22 protein-coding genes are annotated in these 25,335 nt (G+C 70.4%); 14 read left to right on the top strand and 8 right to left on the bottom strand.

The window, feature by feature from the left end; translation table 11 throughout:
- Positions 1-19 precede the first annotated feature (19 nt).
- From ACFTE1_RS05900 to ACFTE1_RS05880, 5 genes are all read left to right on the top strand, one after another.
- A complete protein-coding gene (locus ACFTE1_RS05900) occupies positions 20-1,606 on the top strand; it encodes an MFS transporter (protein WP_380625244.1) in 1,587 nt (528 codons plus the stop codon).
- 144 nt (positions 1,607-1,750) lie between these two features.
- Positions 1,751-2,926 (top strand): ABC transporter substrate-binding protein, encoded by a 1,176-nt coding sequence (locus ACFTE1_RS05895; protein WP_380625241.1) that lies wholly within the window; start codon positions 1,751-1,753, stop codon positions 2,924-2,926.
- 82 nt (positions 2,927-3,008) lie between these two features.
- Positions 3,009-3,887 carry a branched-chain amino acid ABC transporter permease gene (locus tag ACFTE1_RS05890; RefSeq protein ID WP_380625239.1) on the top strand — a complete coding sequence of 293 codons (879 nt, stop codon included), beginning with the start codon at positions 3,009-3,011 and terminating at the stop codon, positions 3,885-3,887.
- Entirely contained in the window at positions 3,884-5,554 is a 1,671-nt protein-coding gene (locus ACFTE1_RS05885; protein ID WP_380625237.1) for a branched-chain amino acid ABC transporter ATP-binding protein/permease, read from the top strand. Before ACFTE1_RS05890 ends, ACFTE1_RS05885 begins: the two co-directional genes overlap by 4 nt.
- On the top strand, positions 5,547-6,254 hold the full coding sequence (locus ACFTE1_RS05880; protein ID WP_380625235.1) for an ABC transporter ATP-binding protein: 708 nt from the start codon (positions 5,547-5,549) through the stop codon (positions 6,252-6,254). The genes ACFTE1_RS05885 and ACFTE1_RS05880 overlap by 8 nt, the downstream gene beginning before the upstream one ends.
- Before the next feature lie 60 nt (positions 6,255-6,314).
- Here ACFTE1_RS05880 and ACFTE1_RS05875 read toward each other — a convergent pair whose 3' ends face one another.
- Positions 6,315-8,327 (bottom strand): serine/threonine protein kinase, encoded by a 2,013-nt coding sequence (locus ACFTE1_RS05875; protein ID WP_380625233.1) that lies wholly within the window; start codon positions 8,325-8,327, stop codon positions 6,315-6,317.
- An 86-nt stretch (positions 8,328-8,413) separates the two neighbouring features.
- Entirely contained in the window at positions 8,414-8,989 is a 576-nt protein-coding gene (locus ACFTE1_RS05870) for an NUDIX hydrolase (RefSeq protein WP_380625231.1), read from the bottom strand.
- A 152-nt stretch (positions 8,990-9,141) separates the two neighbouring features.
- Here ACFTE1_RS05870 and ACFTE1_RS05865 point away from each other — a divergent pair, with 152 nt between their 5' ends.
- From ACFTE1_RS05865 to ACFTE1_RS05855, 3 genes are read left to right on the top strand one after another with little or no spacing between them, the layout of a single operon-like run.
- A complete protein-coding gene (locus tag ACFTE1_RS05865; RefSeq protein WP_380625229.1) occupies positions 9,142-10,293 on the top strand; it encodes a low temperature requirement protein A in 1,152 nt (383 codons plus the stop codon).
- A 54-nt stretch (positions 10,294-10,347) separates the two neighbouring features.
- Positions 10,348-11,013, top strand: coding sequence for a pentapeptide repeat-containing protein (locus ACFTE1_RS05860; RefSeq protein WP_380625227.1), 666 nt, complete (start codon positions 10,348-10,350; stop codon positions 11,011-11,013).
- The gene (locus tag ACFTE1_RS05855; RefSeq protein WP_380625225.1) at positions 11,003-12,013 is read left to right on the top strand and encodes a 3'-5' exonuclease; all 1,011 of its coding nucleotides are present in this window, start codon (positions 11,003-11,005) and stop codon (positions 12,011-12,013) included. Before ACFTE1_RS05860 ends, ACFTE1_RS05855 begins: the two co-directional genes overlap by 11 nt.
- Before the next feature lie 86 nt (positions 12,014-12,099).
- Here the strand turns inward: ACFTE1_RS05855 and ACFTE1_RS05850 are convergent, their stop codons facing one another.
- From ACFTE1_RS05850 to ACFTE1_RS05840, 3 genes are all read right to left on the bottom strand, one after another.
- On the bottom strand, positions 12,100-13,665 hold the full coding sequence (locus ACFTE1_RS05850; protein WP_380625223.1) for a bifunctional 3'-5' exonuclease/DNA polymerase: 1,566 nt from the start codon (positions 13,663-13,665) through the stop codon (positions 12,100-12,102).
- A 260-nt stretch (positions 13,666-13,925) separates the two neighbouring features.
- Positions 13,926-14,093, bottom strand: a complete 168-nt coding sequence (locus ACFTE1_RS05845; RefSeq protein WP_380625221.1) for a DUF397 domain-containing protein — start codon at positions 14,091-14,093, stop codon at positions 13,926-13,928.
- Between the two features lie 561 nt (positions 14,094-14,654).
- The gene (locus ACFTE1_RS05840) at positions 14,655-15,092 is read right to left on the bottom strand and encodes a hypothetical protein (RefSeq protein WP_380625219.1); all 438 of its coding nucleotides are present in this window, start codon (positions 15,090-15,092) and stop codon (positions 14,655-14,657) included.
- 153 nt (positions 15,093-15,245) lie between these two features.
- Here ACFTE1_RS05840 and ACFTE1_RS05835 point away from each other — a divergent pair, with 153 nt between their 5' ends.
- The 4 genes from ACFTE1_RS05835 (at position 15,246) to ACFTE1_RS05820 (ending at position 20,260) form a co-directional block, all read left to right on the top strand.
- Positions 15,246-15,824, top strand: a complete 579-nt coding sequence (locus ACFTE1_RS05835; RefSeq protein ID WP_380625217.1) for a TetR/AcrR family transcriptional regulator — start codon at positions 15,246-15,248, stop codon at positions 15,822-15,824.
- Between the two features lie 42 nt (positions 15,825-15,866).
- On the top strand, positions 15,867-16,697 hold the full coding sequence (locus tag ACFTE1_RS05830; protein ID WP_380625215.1) for an alpha/beta fold hydrolase: 831 nt from the start codon (positions 15,867-15,869) through the stop codon (positions 16,695-16,697).
- Between the two features lie 108 nt (positions 16,698-16,805).
- Positions 16,806-18,506, top strand: a complete 1,701-nt coding sequence (locus ACFTE1_RS05825; RefSeq protein ID WP_380625213.1) for an ABC transporter transmembrane domain-containing protein — start codon at positions 16,806-16,808, stop codon at positions 18,504-18,506.
- On the top strand, positions 18,503-20,260 hold the full coding sequence (locus ACFTE1_RS05820) for an ABC transporter ATP-binding protein (protein ID WP_380625211.1): 1,758 nt from the start codon (positions 18,503-18,505) through the stop codon (positions 20,258-20,260). Before ACFTE1_RS05825 ends, ACFTE1_RS05820 begins: the two co-directional genes overlap by 4 nt.
- A 192-nt stretch (positions 20,261-20,452) precedes the next feature.
- Here ACFTE1_RS05820 and ACFTE1_RS05815 read toward each other — a convergent pair whose 3' ends face one another.
- Positions 20,453-20,785, bottom strand: a complete 333-nt coding sequence (locus ACFTE1_RS05815; RefSeq protein ID WP_380625209.1) for a hypothetical protein — start codon at positions 20,783-20,785, stop codon at positions 20,453-20,455.
- Positions 20,786-21,042: 257 nt separating this feature from the next.
- Here ACFTE1_RS05815 and ACFTE1_RS05810 point away from each other — a divergent pair, with 257 nt between their 5' ends.
- Positions 21,043-21,864 (top strand): Scr1 family TA system antitoxin-like transcriptional regulator, encoded by an 822-nt coding sequence (locus tag ACFTE1_RS05810; RefSeq protein WP_380625207.1) that lies wholly within the window; start codon positions 21,043-21,045, stop codon positions 21,862-21,864.
- Positions 21,865-21,908: 44 nt separating this feature from the next.
- Here the strand turns inward: ACFTE1_RS05810 and ACFTE1_RS05805 are convergent, their stop codons facing one another.
- Entirely contained in the window at positions 21,909-22,553 is a 645-nt protein-coding gene (locus ACFTE1_RS05805) for a response regulator transcription factor (RefSeq protein ID WP_380625205.1), read from the bottom strand.
- On the bottom strand, positions 22,550-23,749 hold the full coding sequence (locus ACFTE1_RS05800) for a sensor histidine kinase (protein ID WP_380625203.1): 1,200 nt from the start codon (positions 23,747-23,749) through the stop codon (positions 22,550-22,552). Before ACFTE1_RS05800 ends, ACFTE1_RS05805 begins: the two co-directional genes overlap by 4 nt.
- Positions 23,750-23,858: 109 nt before the next feature.
- On the opposite strand from ACFTE1_RS05800, the gene ACFTE1_RS05795 reads away from it, so the two are divergent.
- On the top strand, positions 23,859-25,325 hold the full coding sequence (locus tag ACFTE1_RS05795; protein WP_380625201.1) for a flavin-containing monooxygenase: 1,467 nt from the start codon (positions 23,859-23,861) through the stop codon (positions 25,323-25,325).
- The last annotated feature ends 10 nt before the right edge of the window (positions 25,326-25,335 follow it).

Raw genomic sequence — 25,335 nt, 5'->3', positions numbered from 1 at the left:
GAGCCCCGAGGAGACGACCATGCCTTCCACCGAATCCAATCCCCGGGCGGGCCTGCGCGAATGGCTCGGCCTGACCGTCCTCGCCCTGCCCGTCTTCGTCCTCGCCCTGGACCTGACCGTCCTCCACCTGGCGCTGCCGCACCTGGTGGAGGACCTCCGCCCCAGCGGATTCCAACAACTGTGGATCCTGGACGTGTACGGATTCCTGGTGGCGGGCTTCCTGGTCACCATGGGCGGCCTCGCCGACCGGATAGGGCGGCGGCGCCTGCTGATGATCGGTGCCGCGGCCTTCGGACTCGCGTCCCTGGCCGCGGCCTACGCCCCCAACGCCGAGGCCCTGATCGCGGCCCGGGCCCTCCTGGGCGTCGCCGGGGCCACTTTCACGCCCTCCAGCCTCGCGCTGATCCGCGACCTCTTCCGCCATCCCGGCCAGCGCGGCTTCGCGATGGCGGTGTGGATGGCGTGCTTCGCCGGCGGCGCCGCCCTGGGACCCTCCATCGGAGGGCTCCTGCTGGAGAACTTCTGGTGGGGCTCGGTGTTCCTGCTGGGCGTGGTCGTCATGGCCCTGCTGCTCGCCACCGGCCCCTTCCTCATCCCCGAGCACCGCACCGCGGCCGGAGGCCGGATCGACCTGTACAGCGCGCTGCTCTCGCTGGCCTCCCTGCTCCTGATCGTCTTCGCGGTCAAGGACTCCGCCAAGAACGGAGTCGGGCCCGCCGCGGCCGCCGCGCTGGCGGCCGGGATCGCCCTGGGGTGGGTCTTCGTCCGGCGCCAGAGGCGCCTGGAGAGCCCGCTGGTGGACGTGCGGCTGTTCCGCATCCGCGTCTTTTCGCTCGGACTGGTCTCCCTGCTGGCCTTCGGACTGTCCGCCGGGGCGCTGACCATGCTGTTCGCCCAGTACCTGCAGTTGGTGGAGGGGTTCTCGCCGTTCACGGCGGGCCTGTGGATGCTGCCGCAGGGGTTGGCGAGCGTGGTCGCCTCCCTGGCCGCGCCCGGCGTCGCGGGCCGGATCGGTCGAGGCAGGACGGTGGCGCTGGCGGCGGGCACCTCCACTCTGGGGCTCGTCGTCTTCGCGGCCGCGGGACTTTCGGGCGGATTCACCGCCGCCTTCGCCGGGGCGCTGGTCTTCGCGATCGGCATGGGCGCCATGTCAGCGGTCCTGGTGGACCTCGTCGTCAACTCCGCTCCGGAGGAGCACAGCGGCTCGGCCTCCTCGATCTTCGAGACGGTGGGCGAACTGGGGCAGGCCGCCGGCATCGCGATCCTGGGCGCCGCGGCCACGGCCGTCTACCGGGGCGGTGTCACCGCGACCATGCCCGACGAGGTGCCCGACGGTGCCGCGTCGGACGCGAGTGAAAGCCTGTCCGACGCCGCCGCGGCGGCCGACGGGCTGGCGCCGGAGGCGGCGGAACGGCTGATGGAGACCGCTCGGGAGGCCTTCTCCGGCGGACTGGCGGCCACCATGCTCGCCGCCGCGGCGGGGCTCGGCGTCATCACCGTCCTCGCGTGGCGGACGCTGCCGAACACGCCGTCCGGCGGGGAGGAGCCCGCCCCCGAGTCGGAAAGTCCCTTGTCGACGCAGTTATTCGTACAGGTGTTTGCATGAAATCATATGCCCCGCAAGCACATACGAAACAATGACATTTAGTATTGGTGATGCGTTGGATAGTCGATATTTCCAATGTCGAAATCGCGGTCGCACGCACGAGCGCGCGACCGTTTTACCCATTGACCATCCCAAAGGGGAGACATGCGACGAACTGCTGTCGGACTGGCCGCGGCCGCGACACTGATGACTTCCGCCTGTGTTCAAAGCTCATCGGGGAAAGCCGAAGAAGACGACACCCTCATCGGCACGGGGACGGGCGCCAACTGCACCATCGACGAAGTGGTGAAGATCGGCGCCGTCCTCAGCCTCGACGGAGGGGCCGCCTTCGCCGGCTCCTACCAGCAGCAAGGCCTGGAGCTGGCCATCGACGAACTCAACCAGAAGTCGGGCATCACCTACGAGCTCATCCTGGAGGACGACAAGACCGACCTCCAGACGAGCATCAGCGCGACCGAGAAGCTCCTCGAGCGCGACGAGGTCCACGCGATGATCGGTCCCACCCTCTCCAACATGGCCTTCTCAACCTACGAGGACGCCCAGGACGCCGGCGTCCCGACCGTGGGCATCTCCACCACCGCCGCCGGCATTCCCGAGATCGGCGAGTACATCTTCCGCGTCTCGCTGCCCGAAGAGGTCGCCCTGGCCTCCTCCATCCCCGCGGCCGAGGCGTCGCTGGAGTTCGAGACGGCCGCCGTCATGCACGACAACGAGGACGAGTTCACCACCTCGGCCTTCGAGTCCATGCACCAGGAGCTGCAGGACCTCGGGACCGAGATCGTGGCCAACGAGACCTTCCCGACCTCGGAGACCGAGTTCCGCGCGCAGCTGACCAAGATCGACGAGTCGGGCGCCGACGTGCTGGTCCTCTCGGCCCTCCCGGGCGCCACCATCCCGCTGGTCAAGCAGGCCCGCGAGATGGGCATCGACATTCCCATCGTGGGCGGCAACGCCTTCAACTCGCCGGTCATGATCGGCAACCTCGAGGACGCCTCCGAGAACCTCGTCGTGGGAGGCGCCTGGAGCGCCGAGGCCGACACCGAGGGCAACATCGCCTTCACCGAGTCCTTCCAGGACGCCTACGACCGCCCGGCCGACCAGTTCGCCGCCCAGGCCTACACCGCGGCCTACACCATCGACGAGGCGATCCGCGCCTCCTGCAACGCCAACCGCGACTCGATCCGCACCGAACTGGGCCGCCTCAGCGACTTCGAGACCGTCCTCGGCCCGATCACCCTCTCGCCCGACGGGGAGATCACCCAGGACCCCTACATCCAGATCGTCAAGGACGGCGAGTTCACCCTGCTCAACGCGGAGTAGACGCCCCCGTGCGGCGCCTTCCGGAAAGGCGCCGCACGGTCCTCCCCGCACGGCACTCTCGGATTGGACAAGTCCTCTTCTCATGCTGCAACAAATCGCCAACGGGCTCTTCCAGGGCTCGATATACGCGCTGTTCGCCATCGGATTCACTCTCGTGTTCGGAATCCTGCGACAGCTGAACCTCGCCCACGCCGCGGTCTTCACGGCCGGGGCCTTCGCCGCCGTCGAGGCCACCGACCAGGGCTTCCCGGCCTGGCTGGTCTTCCCTCTGGTGGCCGTCGCCGGACTGGCTCTGGGAGCGCTCCTGGAGACGGTCGCCTTCCGGCCGCTCGCCGGCCGACGCGACGAGCACTTCGCCGGACTCATCTCCTCGGTGGCCTTCGGCGGCATGCTCATCGCCCTGCTGCGCGGCTACTTCGGCTCCGAGCCCGGCTCGCTCCCGTCGGGGACGCTCCCCAGCACGGTGCTGGAGGTGGCCGGAGTGACGGTCACGTTCACCCAGCTGCTCACCCTCGCCTGCTCGCTGGCGCTCATGGTGGCACTGACGTGGCTGGTGCGGCGGACGACCTTCGGCTCCTCCATGAGGGCCGTGGCCGAGAACCCGGAGGCCGCCAAGGTCCTCGGGGTGAACGTCCGCCGGGTCACCCTGTCCACCTACGCCCTGTCGTCCATGCTGGGCACCCTGGCCGGGACGCTCATGGCCGTCAACGTCGGCCAGGCCGACCTCGACATGGGCCTCAACATCGAGCTGACCGGCTTCGCCGTGATCATCCTCGGCGGCCTGGGCTCGCTGTGGGGCGCGGTCGCCGCCGGGCTCCTCCTCGGCCTCGCCGAGGCCCTCACCATCCACTTCATCGGCGCCTCGTGGCAGGACGTCGTGGCGTTCTCGCTCCTGTTCGCCGTCCTGCTGATGCGCCCGCAGGGCCTGTTCGGCGCCGGCAAGACAAGGGAGGTCTTATGATCAGCGGATACGACAACCTCCTGACGATCATCGCCCTCACGGGAATCCTGGGGTACTCCTTCTACATCGTCCTCAAGGCCGGTCAGCTGAGCCTGGGCCAGGCCGGGTTCGCGGCGCTGGGCGCCTACTTCTCCACCCTCGTCGTGCCCGAAGAGCCGCTGTTCGGCGCTCTGAGCCCGGCGCTCATCGGCATCCCCGTCGGCGCGCTCGTCGGCGCGGCGGCGGCTTTCCTGCTGGGACTGCCGGTGCTGCGGTTGAGGGGCGTCTTCCTCGCCATCTCCACCATCGCCTTCACCGAAGTGGTGCGCATCCTGATCCTCAACGCCGAGTGGACCGGCGGCCCCAAGGGCATGCGCCTGGAGAAGTGGGTGACCGTCGACCTCGCGTGGATGGCGCTCGCCCTCCTCGCCTACGCCCTCTGGCGGTTCGGGCGCACGCGCACCGGCCGCGCCTTCGACGCGGTGCGCGAGGACGAGACCGCCGCGAGCGCCATGGGCATCAACGTGGCCCGCACGCGCATGATCTCGTTCGTCATGTCCGGAGCGGTGGCGGGGACGTACGGAACGCTCTACGCCTACTTCGTCCGGCGCCTCATTCCGGCGGACTTCGGCTTCTCCATGATGCTCGACGGGCTCGTGACGGCCATCGTCGGCGGCATCGCGGTGTTCCTGGGGCCGATCCTGGCGTCCCTCCTGTTGACGCCGTTGCCGGACGTCCAGTCGGCCATGGGGATCGAGGCGGGCTGGATTCCCGCCTTCGTCTCGGCTGCCATCCTCCTGCTGATCATCCTGTTCCTGCCGGGCGGGCTGTCGAGCCTCCTGGCGAAGCTGCGCCCCCGGCGCACGCCGCCCTCCGGCGAGGCCACCCCCGACCTGCCGGACCTTCCCGAGAAGGGGACGGTGCTGGTCGACCTGAAGGGCGTGTCCAAGCATTACGGCGGCGTCAAGGCCGTCGACGGCGTGGACCTCCGCCTGGAGGCCGGCGAGGTGCGCGGGATCGTGGGCCCCAACGGGGCCGGGAAGACCACTCTGGTCAACATGGTCAGCGGGCAGATCGCTCCGACGGCGGGCACCGGCACGGTGGCGGGCGTGGACCTGTCCGGGTCGGCCGCGCCGCACAAGGTCGCGCGCGCGGGAGTGGCGCGGACGTTCCAGCACTCGCGGCTCTTCGAGCGGCTCAGCGTGCTGGACAACGCCCTGTCGGGGACGCACAAGTTCGCGCCCTCGACGTTCTGGCGGCGGCTGGTGTGGCTGCCCTCGGCCCGGGCCGACGAGCGGAGGCTCGCGGCGCAGGCGATGGCGCAGTTGAAGCGGGTCGGCCTGGAGGAGAAGGCGTCCCTCGACGCGGCGCAGTTGTCCTACGGGGACCAGCGGCGGCTGGAGATCGCGCGGGCACTGGCCTCGCACCCGTCGGTTCTGATCCTCGACGAGCCCGCTGCCGGGATGAACCCCAGCGAGGTCGTGGAGTTGGGCCGCCTGATCCGCTCGATCGCCGACGAGGGCGTCGGAGTGATCCTCATCGAGCACCGCATGAGCATGGTCGCCGAGGTCTCCGACCAGGTCACCGTGCTCGATTTCGGAAAGTGCATCGCCGACGGCGACCCGGAGGAGGTCCTGTCGGACGCGAACGTCGTCGAAGCCTACATGGGGAGTGCCGCTGATGAGTGAACCGCTGCTTTCGGTGGAGGGCCTGGAGGTGTCCTACGGGCGCGTCCGGGCCGTCCAGGGCGTGTCCTTCGAGGTGGAGGCCGAGTCGCTGGTGGCCCTGATCGGCGCCAACGGGGCGGGGAAGACCTCCGCCATGTCCGCCGTCGCGGGGCTTCTGAAGCCTTCCGGGGGACGGATCCTGTTCCGGGGCAAGGACGTCACCAAGACCCCGGCGCACCGGATGGTCGCCCAGGGGCTCGTGCTGGTCCCGGAGGGCCGCCAGATCCTGACGACGCTGACGGTCGAGGAGAACCTCAAGCTGGCGCGGACGGCGCGGACGTCGGGGCCGGGCAAGATCGACGACGTCTACGGGATGTTCCCCATCCTGGGCGAGCGCCGGTCGTTCTCGGCGGGCTCGCTGTCGGGCGGCGAGCAGCAGATGCTGGCCATCGGCCGGGCCCTGGTGGCCGAGCCGGAGATGATGCTGCTGGACGAGCCGACTATGGGGCTGGCGCCCAAGATGGTCGACGTGGTCTTCGACGCTGTCGAGGAGATTCGGGAGTCCGGTGTGACCGTCGTGCTGGTGGAGCAGAACGCGCAGCGCGCCCTTCGCGCGGCCGACAAGGGTTACGTGGTCGAGGGCGGCCGCGTCTCGCTGTCGGGCGATCCGGAGGAGCTCTTGGAGTCCGACGAGGTCCGCAAGGCCTATCTGGGCCTGTAGAGGGCGAAGAATCGAGGGCGGTCCCGGTCGCGGGGCCGCCCGTTCCCGTACCACGCGGGTTCACAGGTAGCGCCAGCACACCGTGTAGCTGAAGTCGGAGACGGTGTTGCTCTCCCACCACGTGCTCCCGTGGTCGCCGCAGAAGCCCTTGTCCACTCCGGAGGTCCGCCCGGTGACGTAGGCGTCGGCGCGGTCGCAGTCGTCGAAGTAGAAGTAGTTGCCGTCGATGCGCAGGCACTCGTTGACCTTGGCGTAGCCGGCGTCGTCCGGATAGACGAATTTGAGGCAGAGCGTGCGGTCAAGAAAGCCGTAGGCCGTCTCGTACCAGCGCATCCAGTGCAGCCACCGGTCGTCGGTGCAGGCGTCGCCGTCGGCGGTGCCCTCGATCCGCTCGACGACCTCGAAGGTCCCCGTCACGCAGGAGGAGGCGACGACCCAGTCGCCGTCGTCGGGCTGCCAGACGCAGTCGCCCGTCCGGGCGTGGTAGGCGGCGTCCTTGCCCAGGTACGTCAGGCACAGGACGCGGTCGTAGGCGGACAGTGAGACGCTGTAGTCGAGTTCGTCCCCTGAACAGCGCGAGAGGTCGGTCGTGCCGTCGTGGTAGTCGATGACCTCGAGGTAGCCGGAACCGCAGGAGACGGAGACCAGGTCGGGGCTCGTCTCGGTACCTTCGTTGTCGAAGCAGTCGCCGACGGCGGCGTCGCGGTAGGGGTCCGGTTCGGGGGAGCGGGTCGTCTCGCGGTCGTCCGAGTCCTGTTCCGTGTCGGTGTCCGGCCTGCCGTCGTAAGGGTCCGCCTCTTTCTCCTCCGACGAGGTGGTCTCCTCGGCCCCGGAGGAGTCGTCTTCGCCGCCGCCCCCTCCTCCGTCGGCGGAGTTGACCAGGCCGATGACGAGGAGGAGGGCTCCGATCACGCCCGCGACCACCTTGGCCGCCGTCGTGTCGCGGCCGGGCGCGGGACCTGCGCCGTCCATGTCGGACGAGGTGCGGACGTCCTCCTTCTCGCCGTTTTCGTCGTCCTCCTGGTTCTCGTCGTTCGCCGGCTCCGGTCCGCTCTGGGCCTGCGGGTCCACTCTGGTGGGCGGCACCCGCTCCTCTCGGACGGTCTCGGGTTCCTCGGCGCCGACTCGCCCGGCGCTGAAGAACGGCCCCGTGGGGCCGTCGTCGACCGCGAACCCCGCTTTTGCCACGATGTCGGCGACGGCGGACTTCTGCCGCGCCGCCTGCCGCCGGACCGAGCGCGGCCAGGGGTCGGCCGTCGGTGCGACGGCTCCGATCAGTGCCGCCAGCTCACTCGTGCGGGGGCGGTCGGCCGGGTCCTTCTCCTGGCAGGCCTCCACCGCCTCGCGGAGGCCTGCGGGCAGGACGCCGAAGTCGGGGCGCTCGTTGACGACGGCGTTGAGCGTCGGGAACGGGCCCTCCCTCTCGTAGGGGTTCGTGCCGGACGCCGCAGTCAGGAGCATGGTGCCCAGGGAGAAGACGTCGCTCGCCGGGGCGGCCGTCCGGCCCTGGACCTGTTCGGGGGCCATGCAGGAGGGCACGCCTATGAGGAAGCCCGTGCCGGTCAGGGTCGTCTCCCGCACCGTGTCCGTGGCGCGGGCGATGCCGAAGTCGATGACCTTGACCCCGGAGGAGGCGAGGATGATGTTGCTGGGCTTGAGGTCTCTGTGGACGAGGCCCTCGCCGTGGACGTGGTCGAGGGCCGAGGCGAGGCCGGCGGCCAGGTGGCGCAACGGGCGCTCGTCGAGCCCGCCGGACTTCTCCAGGGCCTCGCCGAGGGTGGGGCCGTAGAAGAACTCCGTGGCGAACCAGGGGATGTCGTCGTCCACCCCGTCGTCGACGACCGCGGCGGTGTGGACGCCGGCCGCGACGCGCCGCGAGGCCCGCACCTCGCGGCGGAACCTCTCGCGGAACTGGGGCTCGTCGAGCAGGTGCGGGTGGACGACCTTGAGCGCCACCAGGGCACCGTTCTCCGCCCCGGCCAGGAGGACGCGTCCCATGCCGCCCCGGCCCAGCTCGGCGAATATCCGGTAGCCGCCGAGAGTCCGCGGGTCTCCTTCTTCGCGCCGCCTCATGGTCCCCCCTTCTCGCACTGCCGACCCCGAAAGTGGAAGGTCGTTCTACTCGCAGTGTAGGGCGGGGCGGCCAGTCCGCCTCGGCCTCAGCGCCTCAGGCGGAATCCTCCGTCGGTGCGGTGGCGGCCCTCCGGCGGCAGCGGGCAGCGGACGGCCGTCTCGTCGAAGTCCGTCCACGGCACGCGAAGCGCTCCCCTCCCTCCGCGCAGGACGTGTTCCACGACGGCGGAGACTCCGACGGGATAGGTCCCCGCGTCGGCCTCGCGGAGGCGGTCGGCGCTCATCCACGCCCAACCGGTGGACTCCCCGTCCTCGGCCTGCTCCATCCCGCCGAAGTCGGGTTCGAAACGATCCACCCGCAGGGCGTAGAAGTGCTCGTCGTTGCGGTAGCGGCGCCCGTCGGAGCGGTTGTGCCAGGCCCCGGCGGTGCGGGCCACCGGATCGCCCAGCCGCTCGGGCGTCGTCCGCAGGCCGGTCTCCTCGAAGACCTCCCGGACGGCGGTCTCCACAGGGGACTCGCCGGGTTCGGCCGCGCCGCCGGGGACGAGGAAGTACTCGATTCCGGGGCCGTAGTACTCGCTGGAGTGCAGCAGGAGCGTGCGGTGCTCGCGATCGATGAGGAGCACGCGGGAGCAGGGGCGGGGGATCGGGCCGGGTTCCATCGCGACAGGGCCTCTCTTCTCGGCTTCGGGCCGTGCGCGGCGCGGGCCCGGCCCGTCGGGGAATTATCCGTTCCGGGCGACACCCGGAACCCGCCAATAGTAACCTCCAGGGGACGCAGGCCCGCCACCTCGACCGATGAGAGAAGGACACCATGAGCCCGACACCCTCGCTCTCGCGCAGCGCGCGAAACCGGTCCGAAGTGGGCCCGGTCGAGCTGTTCTTCGACCTCGTCTACGTCTTCGCCATCATCCAACTCTCGCACCTGCTTATCGAGCACCTCTCCTGGACGGGCGCGGCCCAGACGGCCATCGTGTTCGCTGCGGTGTGGTGGGGGTGGAATTACACCGCCTGGGCCATGAACTGGCTCGACCCCTCGCGGACCTCCGTGCAGGTAATGTCGGGAGCGCTGATGCTGGCGGCGCTGGGCATGGCGACGGCGATCCCCGACGCGTTCGGCGACGGCGCGTGGCTCTTCGTCGGGTCCTACCTCTTCATGGGCGTCCTGCGGCCGGTCTTCATGATGGTCGCCTACCGGGGACAGCAGCTCGGCTCGAACTACCGCATGCTGCTCATCTGGACGCTCGGCGCGGGCGTGTTCTGGGTAGCGGGCGCCTTCGCCGAGTCCGAACTGCGCCTGCTCATATGGGCCGTCGCCGTGATCATCGACTATCTCGCCCCCAAACTGGAGTTCCGCGTGCCGGGCGTGGGCATGGCCCCGTCGGAGACCTGGGACACCGACGCCGAGCACCTGGCCGAGCGCAACCGGCTGGTCTTCATCATCGCCCTGGGCGAGTCGATCCTCCTCATGGGAGGCGTCATCTCCGTCGCCGAACTGGACGCCTCCCTCGCACTGAGCGTCTTCGTCGGTTTCGCCGGCCTCTTCGTGCTGTGGTGGAACTACTTCGCCCTCGCCGGACCGGAGACCCAGGGCGGGGACGGCTCGACCGCCGCCTTGCGGGACGGGTACGCCTACGCGCACGCGTTCATGGTCCTGGGGGCGATCCTCGTCGCCGTCTCGACCGAGCTGCGGCTCTCCCACGAGCACCTCGACACGGCGATCGTCCTGGTCACCGTCGCCGGACCGCTGGTGTATCTCGTCGGCAACGTCCTGTTCCTCCGTTCCCGCTTCGGGAAGATCGCCCAGTCCCGCTTCATCGCCATGACCGTGCTAGTGCTCATAGGGGCCGTCGGCATCGTCCTCGTCGACTCGCTGCCGACCATGGCGCTGAGCCTCGCGGTCCTCGCCGTGACGTCGACTCTCGCCGCCCTCACCGTTCGCTCCCGCCGGACTCGCACCGCCTGAGGGCCGTCCGCGGCGGTGTCGCTGTGTCGGCACCCGGTGATATCGTCGGGCGCGATGGTTAAGCGGAACGGGGCCGCCGAGCGACCGCGCCTGGAGCGCGATCTGCTGGTAGAGGCCGAGATGGAAGCGGAGATGGAGGCCGACGAGGCGCTCCTGTCGGGTCTCGAGTGGACGGGCGGCGAGGTCTCCGGCCACTGGCGCTCGGTCCTGGCGGAGAACTCCGACTTCTCCGGCTCGGTCTTCGACGGCATGGAACTGGCCGACACCGCGTTCGAGAAGTGCGTGCTGTCCAACTCCGCCTGGAGGGAGGCGACCGCCCGGCGCGTCGCCCTCTCTCACTGCCAGGCCATCGGCTGGGAGGCGCAGCTCGACGTGGCCGAGGACCTGGTCGTCACCGACTCGCGCCTCGACTACGCGGGGCTGTCCCTGGACATGGTCCGCGGCGCGGTCCGGTTCGAACGCTGCCGGTTCAAGGGCGCGCGGTTCGTCGGGAACCTCTCGCGGGTCCGGTTCGTCGACTGCGACCTCGGCGAGGCCGACTTCTCACGCGTCAATCGCGCCCGGGACCTGGACCTCCGTGGAACGTCGATGGACGGGGCCACGGGCGTCATGGCGCTCAAGGGGGCCGTGATCTCACCCGACCAGGCCATCGCCATGGCGGGAATGCTCGCCGCCGAGGCGGGTTTCACGATCGCCGGCGAGGACGGACATGAGCGGTGAGGCGCTCTTCCCGCTTCCCGGGACCTCACGGCGCACGCCCGGCCCGGGATCCCTTGCGCGCCGGGACGCTGACGCCGGCGTCCCCTACGCCGACTGGGCCGTCATCGACTTCGAGACGCTCAACAGGCATCCCGCCAGCGCCTGGGAGGCCACCGTGGTCCTGCCCGGCACCGACCCCGAGGTCCACCACCTCTACATCCGCCCCGACACGCCGTACCTGCGCCGCCGCGACTGGGGCCCGGACTACCCCAGCCCTCCCGCCGAGTGGGACCGGGAGGCGGTCGACTTCGCCGAGGCCTTCGACCGGCTCCACGAGCTGCTGGACGGACGCCTCGTCCTGGCGCACAACGCGCGCTTCGAGATGGGCGTCTTCGAACAGGCCGCCGCCGCGCGCGACATGAAACCCCCGGCGCTCGACTTCGGATGCACCGTCCGCATGTCGCGGCGCGTCTGGCCCGGGCTGGGGCGCTACGGGCTGGGCGCGCTGTGCCGCACGCTCTGCATCGCCAACGGCGACGCGCACCGGTCCACGGGCGACACCGTGGCCACCTACGAACTCGCGCTGCGGGCAGCCGGCTCGTCCGCCTGCGACGTGCCGGAGCTTTTCGACCCGTGGCGGCTCGACCCGTCGCCCGCCCTGCAGGAGCCGGACGCCGGCTGGAGCGGATTCGGCCGCTCCCAGGCGCCCACGCGCGGCGCTCCGGACTGGATGGACAAGGTCGGCGGCTCGGGGCCCCTGGCCGGCAAGCGGATCTTCGTCAGCGGGAACCCCGGCGGGATCGCCAAGGAGAGCTGGTGGGAGGCGCTCGGCAGGGCCGGCGCGACGGTGGCGTCCAATCCGACGCAGAAGGACGACTACTTCTGCACCGACGGCGTGGCCCCCGGCCGGATCAAGGTCTTCGAGGAGAACAACGCGAAGCGGATCGCCCGGGGCCGCAGGCCGGCGGAGCGGCTGCAGCCCGAGGCCCTGCTCGCCCTGCTCAAGGAGCACGCCGCCTGAGCGGCTGCGACCCGAGGCTTTGCTCGCCTTACTCAAGGAGCACGCCGCCTGAGCGGCGGACGGACTCCCCTCGGCCGCCTCGGCCCTCACTTCGCGTCGGCGTAGCTGCGGACGGTCTTGGGGCGCAGCGGTATCCGGACCGGAATGTCCCCGAACAATGTACGCGTGGCCTCCTCGGCCGACTCGGTCACCGCCCGGCCGACGGCCTCGGCCCTCTCCTCCGGACAGTAGACCATGACCTCGTCGTGGAGGAAGAACACCAAGTCCCCCAGGCTCTCCTCGTACAGGCGGCGGCGCAGGGCCGCCAGCACCACCAGCGCCCATTCGGCCGCCGTGCCCTGAACGATGAAGTTGCGCGTCAGACGCCCCCTCCTCCGGGCCGCCTGGAGGCCGTCGTCGGAGTAGATCCTCTTCCACCACTTCTCGGAGGGCGCCGGCACGGTCCTCCCCCACCAGGTGCGGACCTGGCCGCCCCGCTCTCCCGTCCGCGCGGCCGACTCGACGGTGTCGAAGGCGCGCGGGAAGCGGCGGCGCATGAGCACCACGAGGGACGCCGCGTCGCCGGCCATGCCGCCGTACATGGCCGAGATGAGCGCGATCTTCGCCTTCTCCCGTTCCCCGCCGAGCTGCGGCGCCAGCTCCGTGTAGAGGTCGTCGGCCGCCGTCGCCGCGATCATCTGCTCGTCTCCGCTGATGGCCGCCAGGAGCCTCGGCTCCAGCTGGGCCGCGTCGGCCACGACCAGGGCCATGCCCTTTTCCGCCCGGAAGGCCTCCCTCACCGCGTGCGGCAGTTGCAGCGCCCCGCCCCCGTCCGTGCCCCAGCGGCCCGTGTCCGCGCCGCCGACCGTGTACACCGGGTGGAAGCGGCCGTCGCGCACCCATTCGTCGGCCCATTTCCAGCCGAACGCCGTCCAGATGCGGGCCTGTTCGCGGTAGGCCTTGAGCGCCTTGACGCCCGGGTGGCCGTGGTCGTGCAGCTCCCACGAGTGGGTCGAGTGGACCTCCAGCCCGTCGGCGCGGAAGGCCGCGAGCATCTGCTTCGGGGAGTCGGGGTTGACCGGGCGGCCGAAGGCCTCATTCACCTTGTCCGCCAAGGCTTGAAGCTTGCGCGGGCGGAATCCGGCGGTCGGTTTGGGTCCGATGAGCTCGGTGAGGACTCGGTTGTGGACGGTCTGGTCGAAGGGGATGCCCTGAGCGGCCATCTCCACCGCGACCAGTCCCCCGGCCGACTCGGCCGCGAAGAGGCGCGGGAGGGTGGCGATGCCGGTGGACTGGGCCCGGCGCATCTGGTCGAGGTGTCGGGATTGGAGGTCGACCAGGAGGGACTCCCCGTCGAGGGGCTCGGGTTCGCGTTCGAACAGGGTTCCGGCGTCGGTGTCGACCTCTTCGGGGGCGAAGCGCGGTTCGCGGTTCTCGGCGCGGGAGGCGATCCGCTCGACGAGGCGGAGGTCCCAGGCCCGTTCCAGGCGGGCGCCGCGCCGGTGCAGGAGGGCGTAGTCCTTCGAGAGGTCGGCGAAGATCCAGCGGGGCCGGTCTCGCTCCTCCGCCTCGGTCAGGGCAGCGACGAGGTCCGGGTGGTACTGCGCCGCGCCCCCGGGGATCTCCATGGTCCAGCCGTCGCCTCGGTGGCCGACGACTACCGCCTTCTTCACCCCTCCATCTGAGCACAGGAGTACGACAGCGGGCGTTCGATCACCGAAAGCCCAGTAGATGCGGGGTCCGCGCGCAACGCGGGGAACGCGCCCCGCGCCGCTGGGTCCCGTCTCCCACCGCGGGGGATTCCGCATGGGCCGCAGGGAACGCGGCGGCCGGCGCCGGAACGGGCGCCGGCCGATCTCTCAGCCCGCCGACTCGCCGTGCGGCGCTCGGCGGGCCGCCGCGAAGCCGGCTGTAGCTCCGCGGCGGTCTCCGCTCACCGGCGGCCGATGACGGCCTTCCAGTCGGCGGCCGAAACGCTCAGGACCGGGCTGTCGGTCAGCTTCGAGTCCTTGACCTGCACCGCACCGGTGTCGGTCACGCGAGCTTCGACGCAGCCTCCGCCGTTGCTGTAGGACGATTTCTTGAAAGTCCCCGTCAACATGTCTGTTCCTCCAAAATAGATTCCGGCGGCACGCCCGCTCCCGGCGATGCCGGGGTCGGTATCGGCGCGCCTCGGGCGCGACGCGGCCGCTCTGATGTTGTGTCGCGGAGCGGAAGGGGTCCGGCAGCGGTGAGTCGGTTCCGCCCGGGACCCCGTCCGGCGCGTTCGATCCGTCCCGACCCGTTCACGGGCTTGGGATCGGTGCGGTTCGGCTTTCCGGACCGGGCCGGAAAAGACCCCTTCTTTGAGCTCCGGTGCGCATCATTACATGCCGCCGGTCTCAATGCAAGCAAGGAGATTCCACAGGATTCGAGTGTCATGTTCACGTCAACCCCAACGCGGTCCGCCCACCGCCCGAACGCCTTTGGCGACCAGCGCCTCTCACCGCCATGGAGACGGCTTGCGCGCCGCGGGATTTCCCTCGAACGATGCACGCCGCCCGCGACGGGCCCTTCCGCCCGACCGGCCGTCGGGACGGGTCTCAGGCGGGGCAACGCGAACGCCGACCCGCTTCCCCTCCGGGCGGCGGGCCGGCGCGGAATTTCGGTCCGGGGGCCGGCCCTATCGCTGTCCGGCGTAGTTGCAGGCGTGCCTCTGGTGGAAGGCGGAAACCCCGGCCCGGTCCAGGTAGTCCAGGCACTCGGAGAACGACGGGGAACCGCAGCCGCGAACGATGAGCTCGCCGGCGGGGTAGCCGTTGTCGGACAGGTACGACTCGCAGGTGACGGTCGGCTGGGAGGCGTCGTTGCAGGCGTGGCGCTGGTCGAACTGGGCCACTCCGGCAGCCCCGAGGTGGCTCTGGCACTGGGAGAACGAGGTCTCCCCGGCCTCGCACCCGTCTCTGACCCCGGCCGAGATCTCGTAGCCGCGGTCGGCGAGGTAGGACTCGCACTCGGCCGCGGCCGCCTGGGCCGGAGAGGCGGAGAGGAGCGGGAGGGCGAGGGCGACGGCGGCGACCGCGAGCAGGGCGTAGAGGGTCCGCTTGAGGGACAGGGACATGGGGTCTCCTTCCAGGTGAGGTGACAGTGGACCCAGATAGATAATAGGAAACTTACCAATTTGTCAAGACCGCCGTCGGAAACCCCTTTGCGATGAGAGCGAAAACTAGGTACTCTAGTTTTATTCCTAGTAGCTCTAGTTTCGGGAGGTTCCATGCCCCGCGCCGGTCTGACGAGGGACAGCGTCATCGAGAGCGCCGCCGCCCTGGCCGACGAGAGAGGACTCGACCGGCTCAGCATGTCGGCGCTGGCCCGGGAACTCGGCGTCAAGGACGCCAGCCTCTACGGGCACGTCAAGTCGCTCGCGGACCTGAAACTCGGCATAGCCCTGTCGACGGCGGCCGCGTCCGCCGAACGTCTCGCCGCGGCACTGGCAGGCCTGTCCGGCGCCGACGCCCTGCGGGCCTTCGCGAACGACTACCGCGCCTTCGCCCGCGAGCACCCCGGACGGCACGCCGCCACCCGCCTCCCCGTCCCGCTCGACGAGGTCTCCGACCTCGCCGTGTTCCGCCGCTACGTCGACCTCGTCCACTCCGTCCTGCGCGGATACGGGCTCGACGAACCCGACCGCACCGACGCCGTCCGCTTCATCCGCAGCATGGTCGACGGGTTCACCGGGCTGGAGGCGAGCGGCGGCTTCAACGATCCCCGCGCCGCCGACGAGTCGTGGCAGGCCTGCGTGGAAGCGCTCGACGCCGCCCTGACGCACTGGCCGATACGAACCGCCCCCTGAAGCCCCCTCCGACACCGATCCGCACCTTGGAAAGGCCTACCCGTGACCACAGACCTCAGAACCGGACGCCTCCCCGTCCCCGGAGCCGACCTCTACTACGACGTCAGCGGCGAGGGCCCTCCCCTCGTCCTCGTTCCCGGTGGGGGCGGCGACGCCGGAGTCTTCGACGCCATGCGCCCCCTGCTCGACGAACACCACACGGTCATAAGCTACGACCCGCGCTGCTGTTCCCGCTCCACCGAGCACGACCCCGCCACGCAGGACGTCGCCGTCCACGCCGACGACGTCCGACGCCTCATCGAGCACACCGCCGAGGGGCCGGTCCGACTGTTCGGCACCAGCGCCGGCGCCATCGTCGGCCTCGCCGCGGCCCGCGACCGCCCCGGCCTGTTCAAGCGGACCGTCCTCCACGAACCGCCGCTGTTCGAGCTCCTCCCCGACGCCGAGAGCCACCGGGCCATGGTCGACCGCACGGTCGAACTTTTCCACGCCGAGGGCCCCGGACCCGCCATGGCCCACTTCGGCGAGGCCAACGGCCCCGAAGAGAGCCCGGAGCCGGTCGCCCCTCGGCTGAGCGGCGAAGCGGCGACCCGACTGGCGGGGAACACCGAGGCCTTCCTCGCACGCACCCTGCCGTCCTTCACCCGGTACCTCCCCGATCTGGATTCCCTGCCGAGCACGGGGATCACCGTCGGAGTCGGCCGGAACTCACGGAACCAAACGGCCGGCCGCGCCGCGGTGGAACTGGCCCGCCGACTGGGCTCCGATCCCGTCGTCTTCCCCGGGGGCCACCTGGGGACCGTTGAACACCCGGAGCGGTTCGCCCGCCTCCTCCTGGACCTCTTGAACGGCGCTCCCTCCCGGCCTTCCTGAAAGGCAGCCCCGAACGGGCGCGGCGCTCGTCCGGGGCTAGGCCCCGAGCCTTCCGCAGCCCGGGAAAACGACTTGCCGGTCGACCGTCCGGTCCGGAGAATGGTACGGATGCGCTTCTGGAAGTCCTCCACCATCCCCTACCGAGATCCGGGCAGCCCGCCGCGCTCGCTCAGCGCATGGGGGCTCTTCCGCTGGGTCGGCCGGAAAGAGCCGTTCCTGGCCACCGTCTCCATCGTCAGCGGCGCGCTCGGACTGGGCTCCATCCCCCTCATCTCGCTGTTCCTCAACGGCGCGGTCGACTCCGGACTGGGAGCCCGCGACGGTGACGCCCTCGTCCGGTGGGTCGTCGGGCTCGTCCTCGCCGGGGCGGCCTCCTCCGCCCTCATCCTCGTCAACGAACGCTCCCGCACCCTGTGGACCATAAAATCGGCCTCCCGCGTCATCCAGCTGGTCGACCGGAAGGCCAACCGCCTCGGCTCGGCGCTCACCGGCCACGCCGACGCGGGCAAGGTCGTGGCCGTGGGCGTGGTGGACGCCACCGCGATCGGAGCCGGCCTCAACAGCCTGGGAGTCCTGGCCGGGGCGGTCTTCTCGATCGCCCTGGTGGGCGGGCTCCTCTTCGCTATCTCCCTGGAACTGGGCCTGACGATCTTCGTCGGCACGGCCGTTCTGGCGGTCATCAACGGCCCCCTCGTCAGCCGCCTGCGAAAGAAGCAGGCCGGCTACCGCGAGGCCAAGGGAGAACTGGCGTCCACGGCGAGCGACATAGTCGCCGGGCTGCGCGTGCTGCGCGGCATCGGAGGAGAGGACCGGTTCTCGGCGCACTACCGGAACCGGTCGCGGTCGATGATGCACTCCGGGATCCGGCTGGCCAAGACCGACGCGACGATCCGCTCGCTCACCGAGGCGGGCCTCACCGCCCTGCTGGCCGCCGTCGTCTGGGTCGGCGCGCGCCAGGCCGTGGCCGGGGACATCACCACCGGCCAGCTCATCGCCTCCTTCTCCTACTGCACGGTCCTGCTCCTTCCGGTCGCCTGGAGCACCTACGTGCTCCGCAACGTCCTCGAAGGGGGCGTGGCGGCGGCCAAGCTCAGGGACTTCCTGGCCCTGCCCGAGCCGGAGACGCCGGCCGAGCCGGCCGCGTTCCCCGACGGGGCGCGCGTCCACGAGCCCGAGTCCGGGCTGGAGCTGACCGACGGGTTGACCGTGATCGCCGCGGAGTCGCCGCGCGAGGCGGTGGAGGCCTTCGCCCGCATCACGGCGCACAGCCCCGGCGCGGCGACCGTGGACGGCGTGAAGGCCACCGATATCGACCGGGCCGAGCTGCGCCGCCACGTCCTCCTCGGCGACCACGACGCCTACCTCTTCGCCGGAACCGTCGGCGAGAACATCGCCGAGACGCCCGGAGGGGTGAAGGCCGCGCTGGAGACCGCGAACGCGTCCGACATCGTCGAGGCGCTCGCCGAGGGCACCGACACGAAGGTCGAGAACCAGATCCGCACCGTCTCCGGGGGCCAGCGCCAGCGCCTCCGGCTGGCCCGCGCCGTCGCCTACGACTCGCGCGTCCTGCTGCTCCCCGAGCCGACCTCGGCCGTCGACTCGCACACCGAGGCTCGGATCGCGCAGCGGGTGGCGAAGGCCCGCCGTGGGAAGACGACGGCCGTCGCCTCCACGTCGCCGCTGTGGCTGGCCGAGGCCGACCGCGTCGCCTTCCTCCGCGACGGGAAGGTCGCCGCGACGGGTACGCACGCCGAACTGCTGCGGGACTGCGAAGAATACCGCCGACTCGTCGCGAGGGAGAGCCGATGAGCACCGAGAAGCGCCTGCCCGTCGCCGACCGCCGACAGACCCGCCGCGCCTTCTGGCGCGCCTTCCGGCAGGAGAAGGGCCTGGTCGCGGTGGCGTTCCTGTTCAACGCCCTGTCGACCGGCGCCGCCATCGTCGCGCCGCTGTACCTCGGCTACATCGTCGACGACATCGCCGCCGGCGCCTCTATGTCCACAGTGGACGACAAGGCCGTCGTCCTGCTCGCCTCGATCGCCGTGAGCGCCGTCTTCACATGGCTGGGCACCTGGGCCCTCGGCATGCTAGGAGAGAGGATCTCCGCCTACCTGAGGGAGCGGTTCATCGACTCCTCCCTGGCGCTGCCGCTCTCGGTCGCCGAGGCCGGCGGCACCGGAGACCTCCTGACCCGCACGGTCAACGACGTTCCCTTGGTGGCGTTCCTGTTCCGCGACGGGCTCAACCGCGTCGCGTTCAACGGCATGAAGGCCGCCGCCTACCTGGGGGCGATGCTGTGGCTGTCGCCGCTCCTCACCCTGTGCCTGCTGGCCTCGGTGCCGATCTCGTGGGCGGGCATGCGCTGGTACCTGAAGCGGGCCCGCGACGGCTACCTGAAGGAACGCGCCAGCGAGGCGGAGGTCAGCGAGGTGCTGACGGGGACGGCCGAAGGAGCGCGCACCACCGAGTCCTACGGGCTGCAGCGCCGCCGCACCGCCGTGGCCGAGGAGTCGGTCGGGAACTTCTACCGGGCCAACCGCTACACCCTCTACCTGCGGTCGTGGATGTTCCCGACCCTGGACGCGTCCTACCCCCTGTCGACCGCGGCGGTGCTTCTGCTGGGCGGATACCTGTACTTCCAGGGCTCGGTGAGCCTGGGAGTGGTGGCCACCTGTGCGATCCTCTCGCGGCAGATCAGCTACCCCATCGACTCGATCCTCATGTGGATCGAGGGCCTGCAGAAGGCCTTCGCCGCGCTGTCCCGCGTGGAGGGGGTGCTGGTGATGTCGGAGGACGAGCCCGAGTACGGCCGGCCGCTGCCCTCCGAGGGCACGGTGGAGATCGCCGGCGCTCACTACGCCTACGGCGACGGGCCGGACGTCGTCTCCGACGTGACCATGTCGATCGCCGCCGGAGAGCACTTGGCCGTCATAGGGCCGTCGGGAGCGGGGAAGTCCACTCTGGCCCGCCTGGTCGCCGGAATCGACCATCCCCGGGCCGGGGAGATCCGGGTCGGCGGCACCGATCTGGCGGAGATGCCCATGTCGGCGCGCCGCAGGCTGGTCACCCTGGTCACCCAGGACAACCACGTCTTTCACACGTCCATTCGCGACAACCTCCGCCTCGCCGCGCCGCACGCGGGCGACGACGACCTGAAGGAGGCCCTGGCGACGGTGGGCGCGGAATGGTTCGACGACATGCCCGACGGGCTGGACACGGTCGTCGGCGGGACCGAGCGGGAACTTGACGCCGCCGCGGCGCAGCACCTGTCGCTCGCCCGGGTGGTTCTGGCCGATCCCGTGGTCGTCATCCTCGACGAGGCGACCTCCATGCTCAATCCGCAGTCGGCGCGGACCGCCGAGCAGTCGCTGGGGCAGGTCCTGGAGGGGCGGACGGTCATCGCGATCGCGCACCGCCTGCACACCGCCCACGACGCCGACCGGATCGCCGTCATGGAGGAGGGGCGCCTGACCGAGATCGGCACGCACGACGAGCTTCTGGAGCGGGAAGGGGCCTACTCGTCCCTGTGGCACACCTGGCTGGGAGACCGCGCCGCCGTGTGACCACCGTCGTGCCCGGGCGGGGACCGCGCCCCGTTCCGGAAGGCCGGGCGCCGTTCCGGGAGGCCGGGCGCCGTTCCGGCTGGGACCCGCTCCAGGCGGCCGGGCGCCATTCCGGAAGGCCGGGACCCGCTCCAGGAGGCCAGCCGCCGACGTCCGAGGCGGCTCCGCCGCCTCGGGTGGACTCTCCCCCGCCTACGTCCCGACCACGTCTATGCAGCACCGCGAGTCGCCGCGGAAGCACTCGAAGGCCAGCCGCCTGAGTTCGTCCCGGTCGCTGGGCACCTGACCCACGTACACCCGCCAGGACTCGACGGGGTTCTCGTCGTAGGGGTCGGTGACGGTGAGGACAAGGCGGTCGACCTCGTCGGCCCGCTCCTCGTAGAGCTTGAGCCGCCCCGGGTCGTCGAACGTGAACGTCATGGTGAAACGCCTGCCCCCCTGGTCGAACCGCCCGATGGTCGCCTCCATCGACGCCGGGCGCCCCGCTCCATGGGAGAGCATGGCGGCGTGTCTCTCGGTGACCATGTCTCCTCCACTCTCCTTCCGGCGTGCCGCGCGCCCCGACCGTCCTCGGCGCACGCCCTCGGCCCGTGATGTCGGCACGGGCCGGGGATAAGGCACGACCGCACTGTCCCCACCTCTTGTGTCGGTCCTGACTCCAAACTAGGGTGTTCTGAAAAGGAAGGCAAGAGTGTCGCGTCGACGACGGGATTGGCCCGCCCTCATCGGTACAGTAAAAGCGGACCTATGTAATCAAGCCGATTCGATAGGGGGTGGAAGATTTGGCCGACTCTAAATTGACGCGGTGGCTCATAGCCACCGAACTCGCCTCCATTAGAGAGGAAGCGGGTCTCAGCAGAACGGAGGCCGCGCGCGTCGTGGGAGTGGGTTCCTCCGAGACGATACGCAAGTGGGAGGTGGGTGAGAACCAGCCCTATCCCTACGCCGTCAAGGGGATCTGCGATCTGTACGGAACCGACGGGGGAACGGTGGAGTACCTCCGGTTCCTCTACGGCCAGAGGGACAGCAAGAACATCTTCCCGCAGGTGTACGAGCCGAGGCCGCTCCTGCGGGCCGAGAAGCACTACGACGCGTTCTACAAGTTCGAACCGCAGTTCATACCGAACGTGCTCCAGGTAGAGGGGTACCATTTCGCTCCCGAACTGCGCGACCGGCGCTTCGACGACCGGAGGCACCAGGAGGGCTGGATCCTCAAGCAGCAGCGCCGCAAGGAGCTCAAGGGCCGGGGGGAGAAGGCCCGGGTCGTGCTCATCGTCGGCGAGGCGGCGATGCTCGCCCTCGACCAGCTCTCCTGCCGCGAGCACCAGGTAGAGCGCATGAAGAGGGCCGTGTCCGGCGGCTGGGACATCAGGGTCGTCCGCATTCCCCACCCCTACATGTACCCCGGCTACGAGATCTTCTCGTCGGGGGTGGCCGGACCGCCGGCCAAGCCCGCCTTCGTCTACTCGGAGATGCCGGACAAGTCCGAGTACATCGAGGAGGCCGACCGCGTCGACTCGTTCACGACCATGTTCGACATCGTCCTCGGCATGTCCATCTCGCTGCGGGACTACCTCGCGCTGACCGGCGGAGCCGACACCTGATCCACGGACCGGCGGAGGCCGGCCCACCGACACGGGCCGGCCTCTCACCCCGCCAGCCCGCTCTCATAGGCCGCGATGACCGCCTGCGTCCTGTCGCGGACCTCCAGCTTGGCGTAGACGTTGCCCATGTGCGTCTTGACCGTCTCGCGCCCCAGGTGCAGGCTCTCCGCGATCTCCCCATTGGACAGCCCCCGGGCGGCCAGGCAGAGGACCTCCCTCTCCCTGTCCGTCAATCGGCCCACGCGCGTCGGCCTCCTGCTGCGCACGTGCGATGCCAGGCGGCGCACCGAGTCGGGGAAGAGCAGGGTGTCGGTGCGCACCACGAGCCTGACGGCTGCCACCAGGTCGGCGACGGGGGTCCGCTTCAGAAGGAAGCCGTCGGCGCCTGCCCTCAACGCCTCCCACACGTAGTCGTCGTTGTCGAAAGTGGTCACGACGATGATCTTGGGCGGCGAGGACAGTTCGGACACGATGGACTCGGTGGCCCGCAGTCCGTCGACCTTGGGCATGCGCACGTCCATCAGGAGCACGTCGGCCTTGCCCGAGCGGGCGATGGACACCGCGTCCACGCCGTCGCGCCCCTGCGCGGTGACGGCTATGTCGTCCTCGCGCCCCAGGATGGCGGCGAAGCCGGTGCGGATGAGCTCCTCGTCGTCGATGAGCGCGACGCGGATCGCGGAGTCGTTCACGGTCTCTCCCAGGGAAGTTCGGCGGTGACGACCCATTGTCCCCCATCGCGTCCGGCGTCGGCCGACCCGCCCAGGAGCGCGGCCCTCTCGCCGATGCCGATGATCCCCGCCCCTCCGGCGCGCGGCGCGGTCCGGTTCGAACAGGGGCTCTCCACAGCCAGGCCGAGCCGGTCGGCCTCCGCGTCGATCCGGACGGCCGCCTCGGCCCGGTCGGCGTGTCGCAGCACGTTGGTGAGGCTCTCCTGGAGGATGCGGTAGGCCTCGCGCGAGACGGCCCTGGGCACGGCGTCGAGGTCGCCCGACGCCTCCAGGTCCACGGCCACGCCCGAGGAGGCGATCAGGTCGTCCAGCCCGGAGAGGCCGACGTCGGCGGCCGGCGCGTCCCGTTCGCCGTTGCGCAGCACCCCGATGGCGGCGTCGAGCTCCTTGAGGGCGCCGGTGGCCTTGTCCCTCATGGCCGCGAGCGCCCGGCGGGTGAACTCGGGGTCCTCCTCGACCAGCAGCGAGGCGGCCTCCGCCTGGACCGCGACGGCGGAGAGGGCGTGGCCCACCGAGTCGTGCAGCTCGGTGGCGATCCTGTTCCTGGCGGCGAGGCGTGCGTTCTCCTCTTCGGCGAGCAGGCGCCGGTCGCGGTCGCCGGGGCCGAGGAGCCTCCGCTCCACGGGTTTCGCCGCGGCCGCGACGGCCGCGGTGACGATCCACAGTGTCACGAGCATGGCCGGTCCGGTGAGGAGTCCGTACCGCGTCAGCCAGGCGGGCTCGACGAGGCCGAGGTCTTCGACGAAGCCCGCTCCATGGAGCGCCAGGTAGAGGGAGAAGGGGACCGTCGCCAGGGACATGCCGGCGACGATGCCGCCCACCGCCACGTGGAAGGCGAAGCCGAGGCCGGCCCTCCAGCGGGTGTTCCAGGATTCGGCGCGGGGCGGGTCGGGGAGGTCCAGGCGCAGGAGCGTCCGGGCGGCGCTGCGCTCGACGGGTCCGACGGGCAGGAAGGGCGCGGTGAGGACGATGAAGGGCAGCGTGGCGAGGAAGACGCCGGGGTGGAAGATCCCTCCCGCGGCCTGCGCCGTCGCGTCGTTCCACCCGTAGAGCAGGCCTCCGAGGATCATATAGGGCATGAGCAGCGCTCCGCCCAGGGTCAGCCACAGCCATCCCCTCCCGACGGCGGCGGGGGCCAGGAATTCGAGTGCGCGCACCGCTCTATTGTGGCAGAGGGGGACCAGTACCGCTCGCGATGCAGATATTGACATTGGTATTTAACTCATGTTACCAATGAGTCATCTTACTCGAGAGTCAGGAGTGTTCATGGGAGCCGGAAAAGGGACGCGGACCGTCGACGTCGCCGTCATTGGGGCCGGATTCGGAGGCATAGCCGCCGGGGCGCAGCTCAAACGCAACGGCTTCCACGACTTCGCCATCCTGGAGAAGCACGGCGAAGTGGGCGGGACCTGGTGGGAGAACACCTATCCCGGCTGCGCCTGCGACGTGCCGAGCCACCTCTACTCTCTGTCCAGCCACCTCAACCCGGACTGGTCGGACACCTTCGCGAGCCAGCCGGAGATCCTCCAGTACCTCAAGGACTCCGCCCGCGCCCTCGGAATCACGCCCCACATCCGCTTCCGCTGCGAAGTCGAGGACGCCCGCTGGAACGACGAGGCGTCACTCTGGGAACTGGAGACGAGCCGGGGCCCTCTCCGCGCCCGGTTCCTCGTCTCCGCCTCCGGCCCGTTCGCCGAGCCCTCCGTCCCCAAGATCGACGGTATCGCCGACTACCGCGGGAAGACCTTCCACTCCTCCCGCTGGGACCACGACTACGACCTCGCCGGAAAGCGCGTCGCCGTCGTCGGCACCGGCGCCTCCGCCATCCAGTTCGTGCCCGAGATCCGCCGCAGGGCCGCCCGCGTGACCGTCTTCCAGCGCACCGCGCCGTGGATCATGCCCCGCGGCTCGCGCCCCATGCGCGGCTGGGAGAAGGCCCTCCTCCGCGCCGTCCCCGGGGCCAACCGTCTGCGCCGCACCGCACTCTACTGGGGACGCGAGTCCTGGGCCGTCGGGTTCCTCAACCCCTCGGTCATGCGCCGCGCCCAGCGGCTCTCCCACCTCCACCTCCGCCGCCAGGTCCGCGATCCCGAGACGCGGCGCCGGCTCACGCCGGACTACACGATGGGATGCAAGCGGGTCCTGCTGTCCAACGACTACTGGCGGGCGTTCAACCACGACGACACCGAACTGGTCACCTCGCCCCTGCGGCACATGGACGCGGACTCCCTCACCACAGCCGACGGAGTCCGCCACGAGGCCGACGCCGTCATCTGGGGAACCGGCTTCCACGTCACCGACCCGCCCGTCGCCCACCTCATCACCGGACGCGGAGGCCGCACCCTCGCCGAGCGGTGGACGCCGACGATGAGCGCCTACAAGTCCACCACCGTCCCCGGCTTCCCCAACCTGTTCATGCTCTTGGGGCCCAACTCCGCGCTCGGCCACAACAGCGTCGTCCTGATGATCGAGGCCCAGCTCAAACAGGTCATGAAGGTGCTCAAGCACATGCGCAGGACCGGGAGCCGCTCCATAGAGCCCACCGAGGCGGCGCTCGACGACTACCGCGCCTCAGTGGGACGGCGCATGAAGGGCACCGTCTGGGTCGCGGGCGGCTGCGACAGCTGGTACCTCGACTCCGCCAAGAACCCCTCCACCGTCTGGCCCGGCTTCGTGCCGCAGTTCTGGGCCGCCCAGTCCCGCCTCCGCCTCGACCACTACACCGTCCGATAGGGAGCCGCGC

This window comes from Salininema proteolyticum, assembly GCF_042685645.1.
Classification (GTDB): Bacteria; Actinomycetota; Actinomycetes; order Mycobacteriales; family Micromonosporaceae; genus Salininema; species Salininema proteolyticum.
This window is presented reverse-complemented; position numbering and strand designations above follow the sequence as displayed.